This is a genomic window from Streptomyces sp. NPDC052910, assembly GCF_055585605.1.
This window is the reverse complement of sequence record NZ_JBVJJR010000007.1, coordinates 267,212-284,474: the sequence shown is the minus strand read 5'-3', so window position 1 is coordinate 284,474 and position 17,263 is coordinate 267,212. Positions and strand designations below refer to the sequence as shown.

8 protein-coding genes and 1 tRNA gene are annotated in these 17,263 nt (G+C 73.7%); 2 read left to right on the top strand and 7 right to left on the bottom strand.

Going from position 1 to position 17,263, the window contains the following annotated elements; all coding sequences use genetic code 11:
• Positions 1 to 38 precede the first annotated feature (38 nt).
• Complete coding sequence (locus tag ACZ6X9_RS25255; protein ID WP_469780273.1) at positions 39 to 2,384, bottom strand: ABC transporter permease; 2,346 nt, start codon at positions 2,382 to 2,384, stop codon at positions 39 to 41.
• A gap of 38 nt (positions 2,385 to 2,422) precedes the next feature.
• Entirely contained in the window at positions 2,423 to 3,361 is a 939-nt protein-coding gene (locus ACZ6X9_RS25250; RefSeq protein WP_469780272.1) for an ABC transporter ATP-binding protein, read from the bottom strand.
• A gap of 676 nt (positions 3,362 to 4,037) precedes the next feature.
• Between ACZ6X9_RS25250 and ACZ6X9_RS25245 the strand changes: the two genes are divergently transcribed.
• Together ACZ6X9_RS25245 and ACZ6X9_RS25240 are read left to right on the top strand one after the other, a co-directional pair.
• Positions 4,038 to 5,654 carry an alpha/beta hydrolase gene (locus ACZ6X9_RS25245; RefSeq protein ID WP_469780271.1) on the top strand — a complete coding sequence of 539 codons (1,617 nt, stop codon included), beginning with the start codon at positions 4,038 to 4,040 and terminating at the stop codon, positions 5,652 to 5,654.
• Positions 5,655 to 5,797: 143 nt separating this feature from the next.
• Positions 5,798 to 5,871, top strand: a tRNA-Thr gene (locus tag ACZ6X9_RS25240).
• Positions 5,872 to 5,984: 113 nt separating this feature from the next.
• On the opposite strand, the gene ACZ6X9_RS25235 is transcribed toward ACZ6X9_RS25240, so the two are convergent.
• The 5 genes from ACZ6X9_RS25235 to ACZ6X9_RS25215 form a co-directional block, all read right to left on the bottom strand.
• Positions 5,985 to 7,223, bottom strand: a complete 1,239-nt coding sequence (locus tag ACZ6X9_RS25235; RefSeq protein ID WP_469780270.1) for a DNA polymerase III subunit delta' — start codon at positions 7,221 to 7,223, stop codon at positions 5,985 to 5,987.
• 130 nt (positions 7,224 to 7,353) lie between these two features.
• Complete coding sequence (tmk, locus tag ACZ6X9_RS25230; RefSeq protein ID WP_469780269.1) at positions 7,354 to 11,247, bottom strand: dTMP kinase; 3,894 nt, start codon at positions 11,245 to 11,247, stop codon at positions 7,354 to 7,356.
• A 226-nt stretch (positions 11,248 to 11,473) separates the two neighbouring features.
• Complete coding sequence (topA, locus tag ACZ6X9_RS25225; protein ID WP_469780268.1) at positions 11,474 to 14,323, bottom strand: type I DNA topoisomerase; 2,850 nt, start codon at positions 14,321 to 14,323, stop codon at positions 11,474 to 11,476.
• 531 nt (positions 14,324 to 14,854) lie between these two features.
• Complete coding sequence (locus ACZ6X9_RS25220) at positions 14,855 to 16,387, bottom strand: DUF7059 domain-containing protein (RefSeq protein WP_469780267.1); 1,533 nt, start codon at positions 16,385 to 16,387, stop codon at positions 14,855 to 14,857.
• Between the two features lie 75 nt (positions 16,388 to 16,462).
• Positions 16,463 to 17,035 carry a small secreted protein gene (locus ACZ6X9_RS25215; protein WP_469780266.1) on the bottom strand — a complete coding sequence of 191 codons (573 nt, stop codon included), beginning with the start codon at positions 17,033 to 17,035 and terminating at the stop codon, positions 16,463 to 16,465.
• Between the last annotated feature and the right edge of the window lie 228 nt (positions 17,036 to 17,263).

The following is a 17,263-nucleotide window of genomic DNA, read 5'->3' as shown; positions in this document are numbered from 1 at the left end:
CCACCGCTCGGGTTTCCTCACCCTCCACGCGGCACCCGTCACTCCCGCCCTCCGGCCGCGTCCAACGCCCGTCCGCGCAGGGCGAGCCGGGCCGGAACGAGCGAGGCGAGCAGGGCGAGGACGAGGCACGTACCGGCGGCCGTGCACATCACCGCCCACGGAAGCCGCAGGCCGGAGACGGCCGCGCCGTCGATCCACCGGTTGTAGAGCCAGGCCGTCGTCGCCTGGGTGGCCAGCGTGACCAGCAGCCCGAGCCCCGCCGCCGTCGCCGTCGTCAGAACCGCCTCCCCGGCCACCATGCCGAGGACCTGTCGGTCGCTGCCGCCCGTGAGCCGCAGCGTCGCGAAGTCACGGAGGCGGTCGCCGGTGGACATGACCATCGTGTTGACGACGGCGATGAGCGCGTACAGCACCGCGGGCCCCAGGATGGCGGCCAGGGCGACCCACAAGTAACGGTTCTGCGGACTGTCGTTGCCGCCCGTCCACTCGGCGGCGGACGTCACCCGCACCCCGCCGCCGCGCCCTTCTTCGATCGCCACCGCGTGCACCTCGGAGGTGAACCCGTTGTCTTCCGAGGACAGGTAGGCGGTGGCGGCCCGCAGGGACCGGTCGTGGCCGGCCACCGCCACGTACGGGACGAGCACCTCGGACAGGTTCAGCGGCGTCCGGACGACCGCGACCACCCGCAGGGTGGCCTTCGCGCCGTCGGCCAGGCCGGCGGTCAGGCGGTCGCCCGTCCGCCAGTGCCGGCTCTTGGCGAGACCGGCGGAGACGGCCACCGTCCCGGGCCCCTTGAGGTCGGCGAGGGAACCGGCCTCCACCGGCATGTCCCAGGCCCTGGTGATGTCACCGTCGATCACTGTCGCGGTGGTGGCCGAGACGTCCGTGCCCGTGTCCCCCGCGCCTTCGCCGAGGCCGGTCAGCGGCGTGTCGGCGACGGCGGTGACGCGCAGGCCCATCCGGTCGCTCTCGCTCATCCGCCCGAACCGGCCCAGCAGACCGTGGGATTCCGCCTCACCGCGCCCGTCGTTCGCAGCGGACCCGCCCTTCCCCGCGTCCCTGCCCCGGCCCTCGGGCTCCTTGAGTCCCTCGGGCTCCCCGAAGCCCTCGGGGTCCTTGAAAGAGAGCTCGGGCGGGATGCCGTCCGGGCCGTCCGCCTCGATGACGCAGTCGGCCCGCAGCGCGGCCCGCGTCTGCGCGTCCCGGGCCTCGGCGAACGCGGCGGTGGAACCCACGACGCTGCCGGCGAGGGCGACGACGAGGAAGACGGGGGTGGCGGTGGAGACCGTGCGGCGGACGGCCGTGAGCGCGTTCTGCCGCGCGAGCAGCCCGACCGCGCCGGCGCACAGCCGCACCGGCAGGGTGAGGAGCCGGACCAGCGGCGGGACCAGCAGCGGGGCCAGGAGCGCCACCGTGGTGATGGACAGCAGGTCGCAGACCAGGGCCCAGTCGGGGAGGTTGCGCGGGTCCCGCAACTGGGGGTCCCGCCGCAGCGGTTCGGGCATCGCGGCCAGCAGCAGGGGGACGGCGACCGCGGCCGCGAGGGCGAGGACGGCCCACAGGACGCGGCCGACCGTCGTCCGCCCCCGGTCCACGGCCGCCCGGCCGAGCGCCTCGGTGGGGCGCACGCGCCCGGCCCGCCGGGCCGCGGCCCAGGCGCCCAGCAGCGCGACGACGGCCTCGACGGCGATCGCGGCCAGCAGGGGGCCGGGCGTGACCGGGGCGGAGAAACCGTCCGGGGCGACGCCCCGCCGGACGAGCCAGCCGGCGAGGACCGGCGTGAGCACCGGCGCCAGCAGCGCGCCACAGCCGGACGCCACCACCGCGACCAGCAGCGCCTCGCCCAGCACCAGCCCTCCGACCTGGCGCGGCGTGGCCCCGACGGCACGCAGCAGCGCGGTCTCCCGGCGGCGGGCGGCCACCGCGAACGCGAAGGTCGAGGCGACGACGAAGACCGAGACGAAGCCGGAGACGCCCGCGGTGAAGGTGAGCAGTTTCTTGAGCGAGGGGGCGGCCGGGTCGGGACTCTCCACGTCCGCGGCGGCGTCGATGAGCAGGCCGGTGGCACCGATCAGGGCGACGCCGAGGGTCAGCGCGACGAACGAACCGGCGAAGACGGTCCACCGTTTGCGCAGCGAGGCCGCGGCGACGGGGAGCAGGAGGGCGATGGGCAGGCCGCGAGGCGTTCCGGACGCGTCGTGAGGCGTGCCGGACGCGTCGTGAGGCGTGGCGGATCGGTCTTGGGGCGCGTCCGTGCGGCGTGCGCCGCCCTTGCCGTCGCCGACACCACTGCCCCCGCTGCCTCCTCTGTCACCACTGCCACCGCCGTCATTCACGTCAAGGCGTCGCGCGGGGCCGGCCCCGTCGTCTTCGCCCTTCCCCATGCCGTTCACGCGCCGACGGCCCGAGCCGTTCCCGCCGCTCAACGCAGGCTCCCCGAGCCGTGGTCCGCCGGCCCGAAGGCCTGCGCGGCGTGAGCGCCCGGATCATGGCCGGCCGCACCGCGCACGTGCGGCCGGCCGGCCTCCGGCGATTCCTGCGCCGGTGTGCCGCGGCCACCCGGGTGGGCGCGGGCCGGTTCGAGACCGGCCATGCGCTCCGCGATCCGCTGGGCGCTCGCGCCGTGCAGTTCGTCGCGGATCCGCCCGTCGGCGAGGAAGAGGACCCGGTCGGCCCAGGACGCGGCCCCGGGATCGTGGGTCACCATGACGACGGTTCGGCCCTGGGTGTCGACGAGGGTGCGGAGTTGTTCGAGGACGGTCCGGCCGCTGCCGCTGTCCAGGGCGCCGGTCGGTTCGTCCGCGAACACCACCTGCGGTTCGGCGATCAGGGCGCGGGCGATGGCGACGCGCTGCTGCTGCCCGCCTGACATCTGGGACGGCAGGTGCCCCTCCCGCCCTGCCAGCCCCACCTGTTCGAGGGCTTCGCGCACCGCACGGCGGTCCGGCCGGCGTCCGGCGAGCCGGAGCGGGAGACCGACGTTCTGGGCGGCGGTCAGTGAGCCGAGCAGGTTGAACGCCTGGAAGACGAAGCCGATCCGTTCCCGCCGGAAGACCGTCAACTGCTTCTCGGAAAGCGGTCCCAGATCGACACCGCCCACACGAACCCGGCCCGTGTCCGGCCGGTCCAGCCCGGCGGCGCACTGGAGCAGCGTGCTCTTGCCGGAACCGGACGGCCCCATGACGGCGGTGAACGTGGCACGCCCGAACGTCGCGGAGACGTCGTCGAGCGCGCGGACGGCGGACGAGGCACCCGCGATGCCGTAGGTCTTCCCGACGCCCTCCAGCTCGATGGCCTCGGCAGCCTGTCCGTACTGCGTGGTGACACGATGGCGCGGCGCGACGCCATGATCGCGTGACATGTTCCCCCCGGATAGAGCGTCGGCGCCCCAACCGGGGGCAAGACGCCACCCGGCCCCACTTTCGCCGACCGCGCCATTATGCGGAGCCTCGATCACACTTTCGACCCGGGGCCCGGCCGTGCTCCGGCGCACCGTCAACCACCTGAAGGGGGCGACGGACAACCCCATCGACTGCCGGCCGTACGCACGGCAGCCCCCGGTGCTCCACTCCGGACCGCGAACCCGGGCCGTCACCCAGCGCTCCGATCCCGGAAGGGGCTCTCCCGGGGGCCTGGCCAGTCGACGAGATGGGGGTCACTCGGGCCGATGAACGTCTTCATCGACGGTGCGGCTCTCACCGTTGGCTGGTCTATGTCCAGTTTGCTCCGCCTATATCCAGAGTCAAGAGGTCACGGAAATCCCTTCGCGCCCCACCACCACCACCTCCCCTACCTTCCCGTCGGCCGGCCCAGCACAGGAGACCCCCGCACACCACAGCGCGGGTGAATCCTCACTCGTACGAGGCGACCTGACGACCAGGACGACCCCTTTCCGGTGTGCGTCCGGATACTCTCCGTACACCCGTGCCCGGCCCGGTACGGCTCGCGAACCGCCCGTATGCGGTCAGAACCACCGCGTTCCCGGTGGTCGCCGTACGCCGCACGCCCACCTGTCTGCCACACAGAGGGACCTGCCGATGGACAACAGCCGCCTGCTCCGTACCTCCGGCACCCTGGCCGCCGCCGCGGCCCTCCTGCTCTCCGCACTGGCCGCCGGTGGCCCCGGGCCGGCCGCCGCCGCGCCGAGAGACCGCGACGAACCCGGCGGGGCCGTCCACGCTTCCACCGCCGCCACCGACACCGCCGACACCGCCGACGGCGACCTCGCCACGCTCGCCGAGCCCCTCCGTCCGTACTACGGACAGAAGCTGCGCTGGCGCTCCTGCGGCGGCGGCAAAAGCGCCGCGTTCGAGTGCGCGGACATGAAGGTCCCGCTGGACTACTCCGTCCCCCGCGGCGGGGACATCACCCTCGCCGTCTCCCGCAAAAAAGCCGCCGGACCCGGCAAACGCCTGGGATCCCTGCTGGTCAACCCGGGCGGACCCGGCGGCTCCGCGATCGGCTACCTTCAGGGCCACGCGGCCTCCAAGTACCCGGCGTCCGTCCGGGCCCGCTACGACCTGGTCGCCGTCGATCCGCGCGGCGTGGGCCGGAGCACCCCGGTCACCTGTCTGTCGGACAGGGAGATGGACGGCTACGCCCAGTCGGACCCCACGCCCGTGAACGCCGCGGAGACCCGCCGCTTCGTGGCGAACCTGAAGAAGTTCGCCAACGGCTGCGCGGCCCGGTCCAGCAGGATCCTGCGGCACGTCTCCACCGTCGAGGCGGCCCGGGACATGGACGTACTGCGAGCCCTGCTCCGCGACGACAAGCTCCACTACGTCGGCGCCTCCTACGGCACCTTCCTCGGCGCCACCTACGCCGAACTCTTCCCCTCCCGCGTCGGCCGGCTGGTGCTGGACGGCGCGCTGGACCCCTCCCTCAGCCCGGAGCGCGTCAACCGCGAACAGGCGGCCGGGTTCCAGACCGCGTTCGCCGCCTTCGCCCGCGACTGCGCACGGCACTCCGACTGCCCGCTGGGCACCTCCGGGGTCACGGACGCCGGGAACCGCCTGCGGTCCTTCCTCACGGGAGTCGACGCCCACCCGCTCCCCACCGGCCAGTCCCGCCGGCTCACCGAAGGACTGGCGACGACGGGCGTGATCGCGGCCATGTACGACGAGGGCGCCTGGCCCGTCCTCCGCAAGGCCCTGGCCCTGGCCGCCGACGGCAACGGGGCCGTGCTCCTCGCCCTCTCCGACGCCTACTACGAGCGGAACGCGAGCGGCTCCTACTCCAACCTCATGGCCGCCAACGCCGCCGTGAACTGCCTGGACGCGCCCTCCGCCTTTCACGGCCCGACCGACGTCCGCCAGGCGCTCCCGGCCTTCCGCAAGGCCTCACCGGTCCTCGGCGAAGCCCTCGCCTGGGCCTCCCTGAGCTGCGCGTACTGGCCCACGCACGCCACCGGCCACCCCCACCGCATCACGGCCCGCGGCGCGGCGCCCATCCTCGTCGTCGGCACCACCCGCGACCCGGCCACCCCCTACCCCTGGGCCCGCGCCCTCGCCTCCCAGCTCTCGTCCGGCCGGCTCCTCACCTACGAAGGCGACGGCCACACCGCGTACACCCGCGGCAGCGCCTGCGTCGACGCCGCGATCAACTCGTACCTCCTCACCGACACTCCCCCTCGCCCCGGCCTCCGCTGCTCCTGACCCACACCCCTCGCCCCCCTCGACAACCCGCGACCACCCGCTCTGGCCTGCTCATACGCCCCTAGGACCGCCCGGTACGGAGCACCCTCCGGAACTGTGTAGACTTGGGCCCGCTGCTGATGCCAATCTTGGCCGGGCAGCTTGCCGCCTTAGCTCAGTTGGCCAGAGCAACGCACTCGTAATGCGTAGGTCGCGGGTTCAAATCCCGCAGGCGGCTCCGGCGAAACCCAGGTCACACCCAGTGTGACCTGGGTTTTTTCGTTCCCTCTTGAGCCGCGAAGAGGGGGCCGACAGGAGACCGCGCCCGGCCCCCTCCCGGCAGCCTCCTCCTCAGCCCGCCCGCAGCGCCATCGTCATGGCCTCGACGGCGAGCAGGGGTGCCACGTTGCGGTCGAGGGCCTGGCGGCAGGCGCTAATGGCCTCGATGCGGCGCAGCGTGTGTTCGGGGCGGGAGGCGGAGGCGATGCGCTGGAGGGTGTCGCGGTCGTCGGCGTTGGCGAGTTCGACGCGGGAGCCGAGCTGGAGGGCGAGGACGTCGCGGTAGAAGCCGGTGAGCTCGGTCAGGGCCAGGTCGAGGCTGTCGCGCTGGGTGCGGGTGGACCGGCGCTTCTGCTTGTCCTGGAGCTCCTTCATGGCGCCGGCCGTGCCGCGCGGGAGGCGCCCGCCGGTGCCGGCCGCGGCGCCGAGGGCGGCCCGCAGCTCCTCGGTCTCCTTGCCGTCGACCTCCTCGGCGACCTGCTTGGCGTCCTCGGTCGCCGCGTCGATCAGCTCTTGGGCCGCCTTCAGGCAGCCGCCCACGTCGTCGACCCGGAGCGGCAGCTTGAGGACGGAGGCGCGGCGGGCCCGGGCCCGTTCGTCCGTGGCCAGGCGGCGGGCCCGGCCGATGTGGCCCTGCGTGGCACGGGCTACCCGGGCGGCGAGCTCCGGGTCGACGCCGTCCCGCCGGACCAGGAGGTCGGCGACGGCGGCGGTCGACGGCGTGCCCAGGGTCAGCGACCGGCATCGGGAGCGGATCGTCGGGAGGACGTCCTCCAGCGACGGGGCGCACAGCAGCCAGACGGTCCGCGGAGCGGGCTCCTCCACGGCCTTGAGCAGTACGTTGCCTGCGCCCTCGGTGAGGCGGTCGGCGTCCTCCAGGACGATCACCTGCCACCGGCCGCCGGCCGGCGAGAGCTGGGCGCGCCGGACCAGTTCGCGGGTCTCCTTGACGCCGATCGAGAGGAGGTCCGTGCGGATGATCTCCACGTCGGCGTGCGTCCCCACGAGCGTCGTGTGGCAGCCGTCGCAGAAGCCGCAGCCCGGCGCTCCGCCGGGGAGCGCCCGGTCGGGGCTGAGGCACTGGAGCGCCGCCGCGAAGGCTCGGGCGGCGGTGGCGCGGCCGGAACCGGGGGGGCCGGTGAGCAGCCAGGCGTGCGTCATCCGGGAGCCGGACGCGTCGGCGGACGCCACGGCCTCCCCCTTCGCGTGGCCCGCGTCCGCGGCCGTGACCAGCGCGTCCGCGTCACGGGCGGCAGCGGCGAGCTGCTCCGTGACCCGGTCCTGCCCGACCAGGTCGTCCCATACCGCCATGACTGTCCTCCGCGCCCGTTCGTCCTGCGGCCTGCCCGGTCACCCATTGTGGAGCAGCCCACTGACAACGGGGTCCCCGCAGGGACCCCGCCGCAGTGCCGCGCCCGCACCGGCGGGCGCCCGTGATCGCTCAGCGGTCCTTGCGCCGTCCGGCGGTGCCGCCGTCCGAGCCGTCACCGGTGCCGCCGTCCCGCCGTCCGAAGAGGTCGTCGGCGAGCGTCGGCGCCTCGGCGCCGTCGCCCTCCCGGCCGCCCTCGGCCCACTCGGGGCGGCGCCGGGCCTTGCGCCCCCGCTCCGCCGCTTCCGCCGCTTCCGCCGAAGCGTCCGCGTCGGCACCGGGGCGCGGCATTTCGCGCGTGCGCATGCTGTCCGCCTCGTCCGCCGGAGTGTGGTCTCCGGCGGGCGCCGGTGACGTGCGTCCCGTCGGTGCCGCGCGCTCCGTCCGCCCGGCGGGCTTACCCGCGGGGGCGCCGGAACGGGCGGACCCGGCGGTGTCGTCCGGGCGGAACAGCCAGTCGGGGACCCGGTCCACCGGGTCCTCGGCCCGCCGGGCGTTCGCCGGCCCTGCCGTCTTACCCGCCGCTCCGGCCGCGTTCGAAGCGGCGTCCGCGTCGTTCTTCTCCGGCCGCAGCCCCCAGGTGACCCGCTGGACCGGCGGCGGAAGCGTCGGTACCGGCGGCAGCACCCTCGTCTCGTCCTCCGCGCCGCGGGAATCGGCGGCATCAGGGGCATCGGAGGCACCGGCAGCACCGGCAGTCTCAGTGACGCCCGTGCCCTCGGCCGGCGCGGACCCGTCCGAGCGCACCGGCGGCAGGTACGCCGTCTCGTCCTCCGCGCCGACGGGTCCGCCCGCCGGCCGGGCCGGGCCGGTGGTCGGCAGCACGGTCGTCTCCGCTTCGGCGTCGTCGGCCTCGGCGGCCCGGCGGGAGTCGGGAGCCTCGTCAGCCGCGCCGGGCCCGGCATCCGCGGTGCGGGACACGCCCGTCCTGCTCGCCCCGTGGCCTCGGTCCGCTTCCTGTGGATCCTTGCGGTGCACCAGCGGCGACGGGACGGTCAGCGTCTCGTCGGCGTCCCGCATGATGAGCGTCTCGCGCGGGTCCGGACGGTGCACGGGCGGGACGCGGAGCTGCTCGGTCCGCTCAGCGTCGGAAGCTTTCGCCCCGGCGCGGGGAGCCCGGGATCCGGCGTCGGCCGCCTTCGTCCGCTTGGAGAGATCGGCGGTCTTCCCCGTCGCACCCGCATCACCGGCGCGACCGGTACCGGTCGCTTCGTCAGCCTTGTTTCCGTCGGCACCGGCCGCATCACCGACGCCGCCCGCACGCAGCGCCGTCTGCTCGACCGTGGGTGCCTCATCGGGCGTACCGGAACCGGCGCCGCCGCCGGAAGCGGGAGCGCCCCCGGCCGCCTCGGCAGCGGTACCGGTCGCCTCGGCAGCGGTACCAGCGGCCTTCCCGGCCCCGTCCGCCGCCGTGCGCGCCGCCTCCGCGCGCAGCAGCGCCTCCTCGGCCTTGCGCTGCTTCTCCCTGCGCCGCTCCTCGGCCTCGGCGCGCAGCCGCGCCTCCTCCTCGGCCTGCTTGCGCAGCCGCTCCTGCTCGGCGACCCGGGCGCGTTCCTCCGCCTCGCGGCGCTTGCGCTCCTCGTCCGCGAGCCGGCGTGCCTCCTCGGCGCGCTCGCGCGCCTCCGCCGCCTGCCGTTCGGCCTCCAGGCGCCTGGCCTCCTCGGCCTCCCGGCGCTTGCGCTCCTCTTCCTCCGCGCGCAGCTTGGCCAGTTGCTCCTGGCGTTCGCGCTCCAGCCGCTCCTCCTCGGCCTTGCGTGCCGCCTCCTCCTCTGCCTTGCGGCGGGCCTCGGCCTCGGCGGCCCTGCGGGCGGCCTCACGGGCCTCGATCTCCTGGGCGGACAGCGGCAGCACCTCGTCGAGGCGGTGGCGCACGACGGTGGTGACGGCCTCCGGCTCCTGTCCGGCGTCGACGACGAGGTAGCGCGCCGGGTCGGCGGCGGCCAGGGCGAGGAAGCCCTTCCGCACCCGCTGGTGGAACTCGGCGGGCTCGGACTCCAGCCGGTCCGGCGCCTCGGTGAACCGTTCACGCGCGGTCTCCGGCGAGACGTCCAGCAGCACCGTCAGATGCGGAACGAGCCCCTCAGTCGCCCAGCGGTTGATCCTGGCGATCTCGGTCGGGGACAGATCACGGCCGGCGCCCTGGTAGGCGACGGACGAGTCGATGTAGCGGTCGGAGATCACGACCGCGCCGCGCTCGAGGGCGGGCCGGACGACGGCGTTGACGTGCTCGGCGCGGTCGGCGGCGTACAGCAGCGCCTCGGCGCGGTCCGAGAGCCCGGCCGACGCGACGTCGAGCAGGATGGCGCGCAGCCGCTTGCCGATGGCCGTGGCGCCGGGTTCACGGGTGACGACGACCTCGTGGCCCTTGGAGCGGATCCACTCGGCGATGGCCTGCACCTGGGTGGACTTGCCGGCACCGTCGCCGCCGTCGAAGACCAGGAAGAAACCGTTGGCCGCGGTCGTCTCGACCGGGTCGCCGTCGCGGACGGCGTCCAGCAGGTCGCGGTGGAACGGCACTCCGTGCCGGTCGTCGGTCTTGCCCAGGACGAGCGCGCCCACCGGCAGCAGCAGCGCGCCGATCAGCATCAGGGTGAAGGCCGCGCCACCGTGGTCGAAGACGAAGTTGCCGCTCTCGGTCCGGTGCGGGCCGATGAGCGCGGCGAGGGCGGGGGCGACGACCGCGGCCAGCGCCACGGTGATCCCGACGACCGCGTGCAGGTGCTCGGTGGTGCGCGGACGCCGCTCCTCCTCGGTCTCCTGGTCGAGGAGGGCGTGGCCGGTGTTGGCCACCACGCCGGCGGCGACGCCCGCGAGCAGGACCAGCAGCAGCACGGTCGTGGCGTCGGGCACCAGCCCGGCGACCAGCAGCGCGACGCCCGTCACGGCCAGCGAAAGGGCCAGCAGCCTCCGGCGCGAGAACCCGGGGAGGACACGGCCCGCGCCCCGGATGCCGAGGACGGGTCCGCCGGTGAGGGCCAGGGCCAGCAGCCCGAAGGCCACCGGGCCGCCGCCCAGGTCGTAGGCCTGGAGGACGGCGACGCCGAACGCCGCGGCGACCGCCCCGGCGACGGCGGCGCAGGACAGGACGAAGACGGGCGCGCCGCCCGTCCGGCCCTTGTCGGGTGCCTCGTCACGCTTCGGCCGGCGCAGGGCCTCCAGCGGGGAGCGCACGGTCAGCTCGCGCGCGCCGGGGAGGGCGAGGAAGTAGACGATCACGCCGGAGGCGTTGAACAGGGCCGCCGCGAGGTACGAGCCGAGAGCCGGCTGGTGCATGTGGAACCAGTCGATGCCCGACCCCAGCAGGTTGCTCACGAGCGTGATGGCGACGAGGGCCGCCGCGGCGGCCGGCAGGGCGACGAAGGACGTGCGCAGCGTCAGCCGCCGCAGCGCGTCGCCGTGGTCCGGGACGGGCCGGACGGCGGCGCCCTCAAGGGGCGGCCGGGGCAGCAGGGTCGGCGCCACGCCGTCCTTGGCCACGGTCCACACGCGCTCGGCGACGCCCATGAGGAAGGCGGTGACCAGCAGCGATGCCAGTGCCTTGGACTCGGTGAAGTCGATCCACACGGGGGCGACGGCCAGCAGCAGCGCCCGGACGGCGTCGGCACCGACCATCGTCCAGCGCCGGTCGAGCGGACCCGAGGGCGCCAGCAGCGCGTTGAGCGGGCCGAGCAGGACCGCGCCGAGGAGCAGCGTCGCGAGCAGTCGCGCGCCGAGGACGGCGGCGACGGCGAAGGCGGCGCCCCGGTACCCGCCGCCGAAGGACCCGGCGGTGACGGCCGCCTGGAGCGCCAGCAGCAGCAGGACGAGCAGGCCGAGGGCGTCGCCGACACCCCCGGCGGCCTGGGCGCTCCACAGCCGTCGCAAGGAGGGAATGCGCAGCAGGGCGCGGACGGCCCGCTCGCGGGAGTCCGCGGCCAGTGCCCCTGAGGGAGAGGTCACCACTGTTGGCTGCTCGGCTCGCGTCATCCTGCCAGCCTATCCGGAGCGTCTGAATACGAACCGCCACGACGAACGCGCGCTCGAACGACGGGGGCGGCAGCAGCCGCCCGGCCCCGGATACGACCGGGCGGCGGAACCGGAATCCGGCCCGCCGCCCACTGCGCTCACCCCACGAAGAGGCACTCGCCACACACGTGGCACACGCCACAGCGTGCGCACCGCCCGCCGGCAGTGCCGGCGCCGTGCCTGCCGGCTACTCCGCCGGAGCCGCGGCCGCCGCCTTGGCCGCGGTCTTCTTGGCCGCCGCCTTCTTCGTGGTGGCCGCCTTGGCCGTCGTCGTCTTCTTCGCCGCCGTCTTCTTGGCGGTCGTCTTCTTCGCGGCGGTCTTCTTGGCCGGAGCCTTCTTGGCCGCCGTCTTCTTCGCGGTCTTCTTGGCCGGCCCCTTGGCCCGCTTCTCCGCGAGGAGCTCGTACCCGCGCTCCGGCGTGATCGTCTCCACGTCGTCGTCGCGGCGCAGCGTGGCGTTGGTCTCGCCGTCCGTCACGTACGGACCGAAGCGGCCGTCCTTGACGACCACCGGACGCTCGCTGACCGGGTCGGTGCCCAGTTCCTTCAGCGGCGGCTTGGCCGCGGCCCGGCCGCGCTGCTTGGGCTGCGCGTAGATCGCGAGGGCCTCCTCCAGCGTGATGCTGAAGAGCTGGTCCTCGCTCTCCAGGGAGCGCGAGTCGGTGCCTTTCTTGAGGTACGGCCCGTAGCGGCCGTTCTGCGCGGTGATCTCCACGCCCTCGGCGTCGGTGCCGACCACGCGCGGCAGCGACATCAGCTTCAGCGCGTCGTCGAGGGTGACCGTGTCGAGGGACATCGACTTGAAGAGCGACGCCGTCCGCGGCTTGACCGCGTTCTTGCCGGTCTTCGGCGTGCCCTCGGGCAGCACCTCGGTCACGTACGGGCCGTAACGGCCGTCCTTGGCGACGATGGGGTGACCCGTCTCCGGGTCCGTGCCCAGCTCGTACTCGCCGCTGGGCCGGGCGAACAGCTCCTCCGCGTACTCCACGGTGAGCTCGTCCGGCGCCAGGTCGTCCGGGACGTCCGCGCGCTGGTGGCCCTCGGTGTCCTTCTCGCCGCGCTCGACGTACGGGCCGTAGCGGCCGACGCGCAGCACGATGCCCTCGCCGACGGGGAACGAGGAGATCTCCCGGGCGTCGATCGCGCCCAGGTCGGTCACCAGCTCCTTGAGGCCGCCGAGGTGGTCACCGTCGCCGTTGCCCGCCTCGGCGGCACGGCCGGTGACCTCCCCCGAGCCCTCGCCGAAGTAGAAGCGGCGCAACCACGGCACGGCCTGGGCCTCGCCGCGGGCGATGCGGTCGAGGTCCTCCTCCATGGCGGCGGTGAAGTCGTAGTCGACGAGCCGGCCGAAGTGCTTCTCCAGCAGGTTGACCACGGCGAAGCTCAGGAAGGACGGGACGAGCGCGGTGCCCTTCTTGAAGACGTAACCGCGGTCGAGGATGGTGCCGAGGATGGACGCGTAGGTCGACGGGCGGCCGATCTCGCGCTCTTCCAGCTCCTTGACCAGCGACGCCTCGGTGTAGCGGGCCGGGGGCTTGGTGGCGTGGCCGTCGGCGGTGATCTCCTCGGCGGTCAGCGCGTCGCCCTCGGTGACCTGCGGCAGCCGGCGCTCGCGGTCGTCGAGCTCGGCGTTCGGGTCGTCGGCGCCCTCGACGTACGCCTTCATGAAGCCGTGGAAGGTGATCGTCTTGCCGGAGGCGCTGAACTCGGCGTCCCGGCCGTCGGAGGCACGGCCCGCGATCTTCACGGTGACCGAGTTGCCGACCGCGTCCTTCATCTGGGAGGCGACGGTCCGCTTCCAGATGAGCTCGTAGAGCCGGAACTGGTCGCCCGTCAGACCGGTCTCCGCGGGGGTGCGGAAACGATCACCCGAAGGACGGATGGCCTCGTGCGCCTCCTGCGCGTTCTTGACCTTCCCCGCGTAGGTGCGCGGCTTCTCCGGCAGGTAGTCGGCCCCGTAGAGCTGGGTGACCTGCGCCCGCGCGGCGGTGACGGCGGTGTCGGACAGCGTCGTGGAGTCCGTACGCATATAGGTGATGAAGCCGTTCTCGTACAGCTTCTGGGCCACCTGCATGGTCGCCTTCGCACCGAAGCCCAGCTTCCGCGACGCCTCCTGCTGGAGGGTCGTGGTGCGGAAGGGGGCGTACGGGGAGCGGCGGTACGGCTTGGACTCGACCGAGCGCACGGCGAACGAGGCGTCGGCCAAGGCGGCGGCCAGCGCGCGGGCGTTCGCCTCGTCCAGGTGCAGCACCTGGGAGGTGTCCTTGAGCCGCCCGGTCGAACCGAAGTCGCGGCCCTGGGCGACCCGCCGGCCGTCCACGGCGGACAGTCGCGCGGCGAACGTGCCGGGCTCGGCGGCGTCACCGCCACGGCCGGTGGAGAAGGTGCCGGTGAGGTCCCAGTACTCGGCGGAGCGGAACGCGATCCGCTCGCGCTCCCGCTCCACGACGAGCCGGGTGGCCACCGACTGCACCCGTCCGGCGGACAGCCGGGGCATGACCTTCTTCCACAGGACGGGCGAGACCTCGTAGCCGTAGAGGCGGTCGAGGATGCGCCGGGTCTCCTGGGCGTCGACGAGCTTCTTGTTCAGCTCGCGCGGGTGGGCCACGGCGGCCTGGATCGCGTCCTTGGTGATCTCGTGGAAGACCATCCGGCGGACCGGGACCTTGGGCTTGAGCACTTCCTGGAGGTGCCAGGCGATGGCCTCGCCCTCGCGGTCCTCATCGGTGGCGAGGAAGAGCTCGTCCGACTCGGCCAGCAGTTCCTTGAGCTTCTTGACCTGGTCCTTCTTGTCGGCGTTGACGACGTAGACGGGCTGGAAGTCCGCGTCCACGTTCACGCCCAGGCGGGCCCACGGCTCGCCCTTGTACTTCGCCGGAACCTCGGCGGCCCCGTTCGGCAGGTCACGGATGTGCCCGACGCTCGCCTCGACGACGTATCCGGGGCCGAGGTAGCCCTTGATCGTCTTCGCCTTGGCAGGCGACTCGACGATGACGAGTCGGCGGCCGCCCTGTGCGGTCTCGCTGGTCGGGGACAACTTCGCTCTTCTTCCGGTCGCAATCGGCATGGGAGTTGCGGTAACGCTGCGGAGTGTGACGGTACATCCCGCCCCCGTGTCAAACGGGGAAAGCCCGCAACGCCACTCGAACGGTAACCCGACAAGCGTCCTGTCTGCCGCCCGGACCGTCACACCATCAGGAGGATCGCGCCTCCGACCGCACTGAGGCGACGGTAACCGGACGATACGGGACACGCCTCACGGGGCGATCAACATCACCATCCGGCGTTTCGACCGGCCCGGGTGGACGGAGGATTCCGGACGCACTCCGAGCAGAGTCCGTCACCACCCGAACCCTCCCACCCCTCTCTCCCTCCACTTTCAGCCAACCGCTCTCTTTCGGTCATATACGGTCGGGGCCGCCCCGCCGCTCCCCGGCAGGTCATCTCCGGTTCACCGGGCGGGCGGCCGCGCATTGCCTACGGAACATCCCGCTCCGTACGCCGGCCGTCCGGCCCGTCGCCTCGGGCCCAACGCACGCGCGGCCGACGGGCTCATCCCGCCACCGGTTTACGCCTCCGGCTCCAGGAAGCCCTGCTCCACAAGGAGCCTGATCGCCTCGGGCGTCCGGTCGCGCAGCAGGACCGGATCCTCACCGACGAGCTGAGCGATGGCGTCGAGGATGCGGCCCGCGCTGAGAGTCCCGTCACAGACGCCGGCGAACCCGGCTCCCACGGTGTCGACCTTGGTGGCGCGGCGCATGCCCCGGTTCTGCCGCAGCACCACATGCTCCGGATCCTCGGCACCGGGCAGCCCGACCTGCTCCTGGACGACCTCGGGGGCGAGCCGGAAACGGGTCTCCAGCAGCGCCGCGTCGTCGTGCGTACGGAGGAACGCCTGCCGCTCGAAATGCGACCGGATGCTCTCCCCCAGCGGCTGCTCCACCGGGTGCGGCCACTCCTCGGCGATCACCGAGGGTCGCTCGGAGCCCGACTTGTGCAGCGTGATCCAGCCAAAACCGACCCCCTTCGTCCGCCGCTCCTCGAACTCCGCGAGCCAGGCGTCGTACCGCGCCGCGTACTCCTCGGGGGTGGTGCGGTGGTCCCCCGCGTCCCGCAGCCACAGCTCGGCGTACTGGGCCACGTCCTGGACCTCCCGCTGGACGATCCAGGCGTCACAGCCGGCCGGCACCCAGGACGACAGCCGCTCCCGCCAGTCCTCCCCCTCGACGTGCTGCCAGTTGGCCAGCAGTTGGCAGTAACCGCCGTCATTGAGCCGGTCCCCTGCCTGGGACACCAGCGTGCGGCACAGGTCGTCCCCGCCCATCCCGCCGTCCCGGTAGGTGAGCCGGGCCCCGGGAGAGATGACGAACGGCGGGTTCGAGACGATCAGGTCGTACGTCTCGCCCGCCACCGGCTCGAACAGCGACCCCTGGCGCAGGTCCGCCTCCGGCGCGCCGGAGAGCGCGAGCGTGAGCCGTGCGAAGCGCAAGGCGCGCGGGTTCAGGTCGGTCGCGGTGACGCGGCCCGCGTGCTGGGCCGCGTGCAACGCCTGGATGCCGGAGCCGGTGCCGAGGTCGAGGGCGCTCCCCACCGGCGTGCGGATCGTGATGCCGGCGAGCGTGGTGGAGGCGCCGCCCACACCGAGGACGAGCTCGGAACGGCTGGTGCCCGACGGGCCCGTCCCGCCCCCGGCGATGCCGCCCGCGCCGCCGACCGCGCAGCCCAGGTCGGAGACGATCCACCAGTCCTGCCCCTCGGGGCCGCCGTAAGGGCGCACGTCGACGCTCGCCCGGACGGAGTCCCCGTCCCGGACCAGCCAGTTGTCGGCGAGGCAGTCCTCCAGGGGCAGCGCGGCGGCGGCGCGCGCGGCGGGGACGGACCGCTGCAGCAGGAAGAGCCGGACCAGGGTCTCGAGCGGACCGTCCCCCCGGGTGGCGCGCAGGGCGGGGACCGTCTCGCTGCGCGCCAGCGCGGCGTAGGCAGGAGCGCCGAGCAGGTCGAGCAGGCCGTCGGCCGTGAAGGCCGCGGCGAGCAGGGCTTCGCGCAACCGGGCGGTGCGCGCGGGGTCGAGGGGTGCGTCGGCGGAAGGCAGCGTACTCACGGAACCATTGTCGGGGGCGCCACTGACAATCCGTGACAGCCCGCCGCCGCCTCCCGCGCCGGCGCCCCGGGAGGATCAGACCTGCGCGGGCGGCATGGTCGCCGGGATCTTGCAGGACTCCTGCTTCGCCATCGCCTGACCGGCGTCGCCCGACTGGAACTTCTTGAGCGCGTCACCGCTCTTGCCGCTCAGCTTCCCGAGGTCGGCGGCCATGTTCTTGAGCCCCTCGGAGAACTTGGCGCGGTCGGACGTGTCGAGCGCGTCGACCTTCGTCTTCAGGGTCTTGTACGACGCGGAGAGGTCCTTGAGCGCCTTGACGGCGTCCTCCTGGTTGGCCTTGCCGTCGTCGACGGGCGGCGCGCCCGCGTTCTGCACGGACCGGGCGAGGGCGTTGTAGGCATCGACGTTGGCCTGGAAGGCGGCCGAGTCCGTCCGCTGGACCTTCTTCGAGTCCTCCTCCGTGCGCACGGAGGTGATCGAGGCGTTGGCCTGCTGGATCTTCTTGACCTGGGGCTGCATCGTGTCGCAGACGTTCTTGGCCCAGTCGTCGAGCTTCTTGCCCTTGTCCTCGCCACCGCTGTCACACCCCGTCAGGGCCAGGACGAGCGCCGCCCCGCCGGACAGTGCGGCCAAAAGCTTCTTGTTCACCGGATCGGTCCCTTCAATGGCTCTCGGCCCCGGAACTTACACGTCCCGCCGGCACGGCCCGCGAGCCGAGCATCCCATATGACCTCCTACCTCGCCATTTACGGCAATCTCGATGTGGCGTTCGCCGCGCCGCGACGCGCCCGGGGCGGCCGGACCGACCGCCGGCGACCGCGCGCGGGCGGGACGGCGCGCGGCCGGCCCGACGGATGACACACCGTCCGGCGAGCC

Coding starts and splice junctions, on each gene's coding strand:
- ACZ6X9_RS25250 (WP_469780272.1), bottom strand. CDS start 3,361: ATGTCACGCGATCATGGCGTCGCGCCGCGCCATCGTGTCACCACGCAG.
- ACZ6X9_RS25245 (WP_469780271.1), top strand. CDS start 4,038: ATGGACAACAGCCGCCTGCTCCGTACCTCCGGCACCCTGGCCGCCGCC.
- tmk (WP_469780269.1), bottom strand. CDS start 11,247: ATGACGCGAGCCGAGCAGCCAACAGTGGTGACCTCTCCCTCAGGGGCA.
- ACZ6X9_RS25235 (WP_469780270.1), bottom strand. CDS start 7,223: ATGGCGGTATGGGACGACCTGGTCGGGCAGGACCGGGTCACGGAGCAG.
- ACZ6X9_RS25255 (WP_469780273.1), bottom strand. CDS start 2,384: ATGGGGAAGGGCGAAGACGACGGGGCCGGCCCCGCGCGACGCCTTGAC.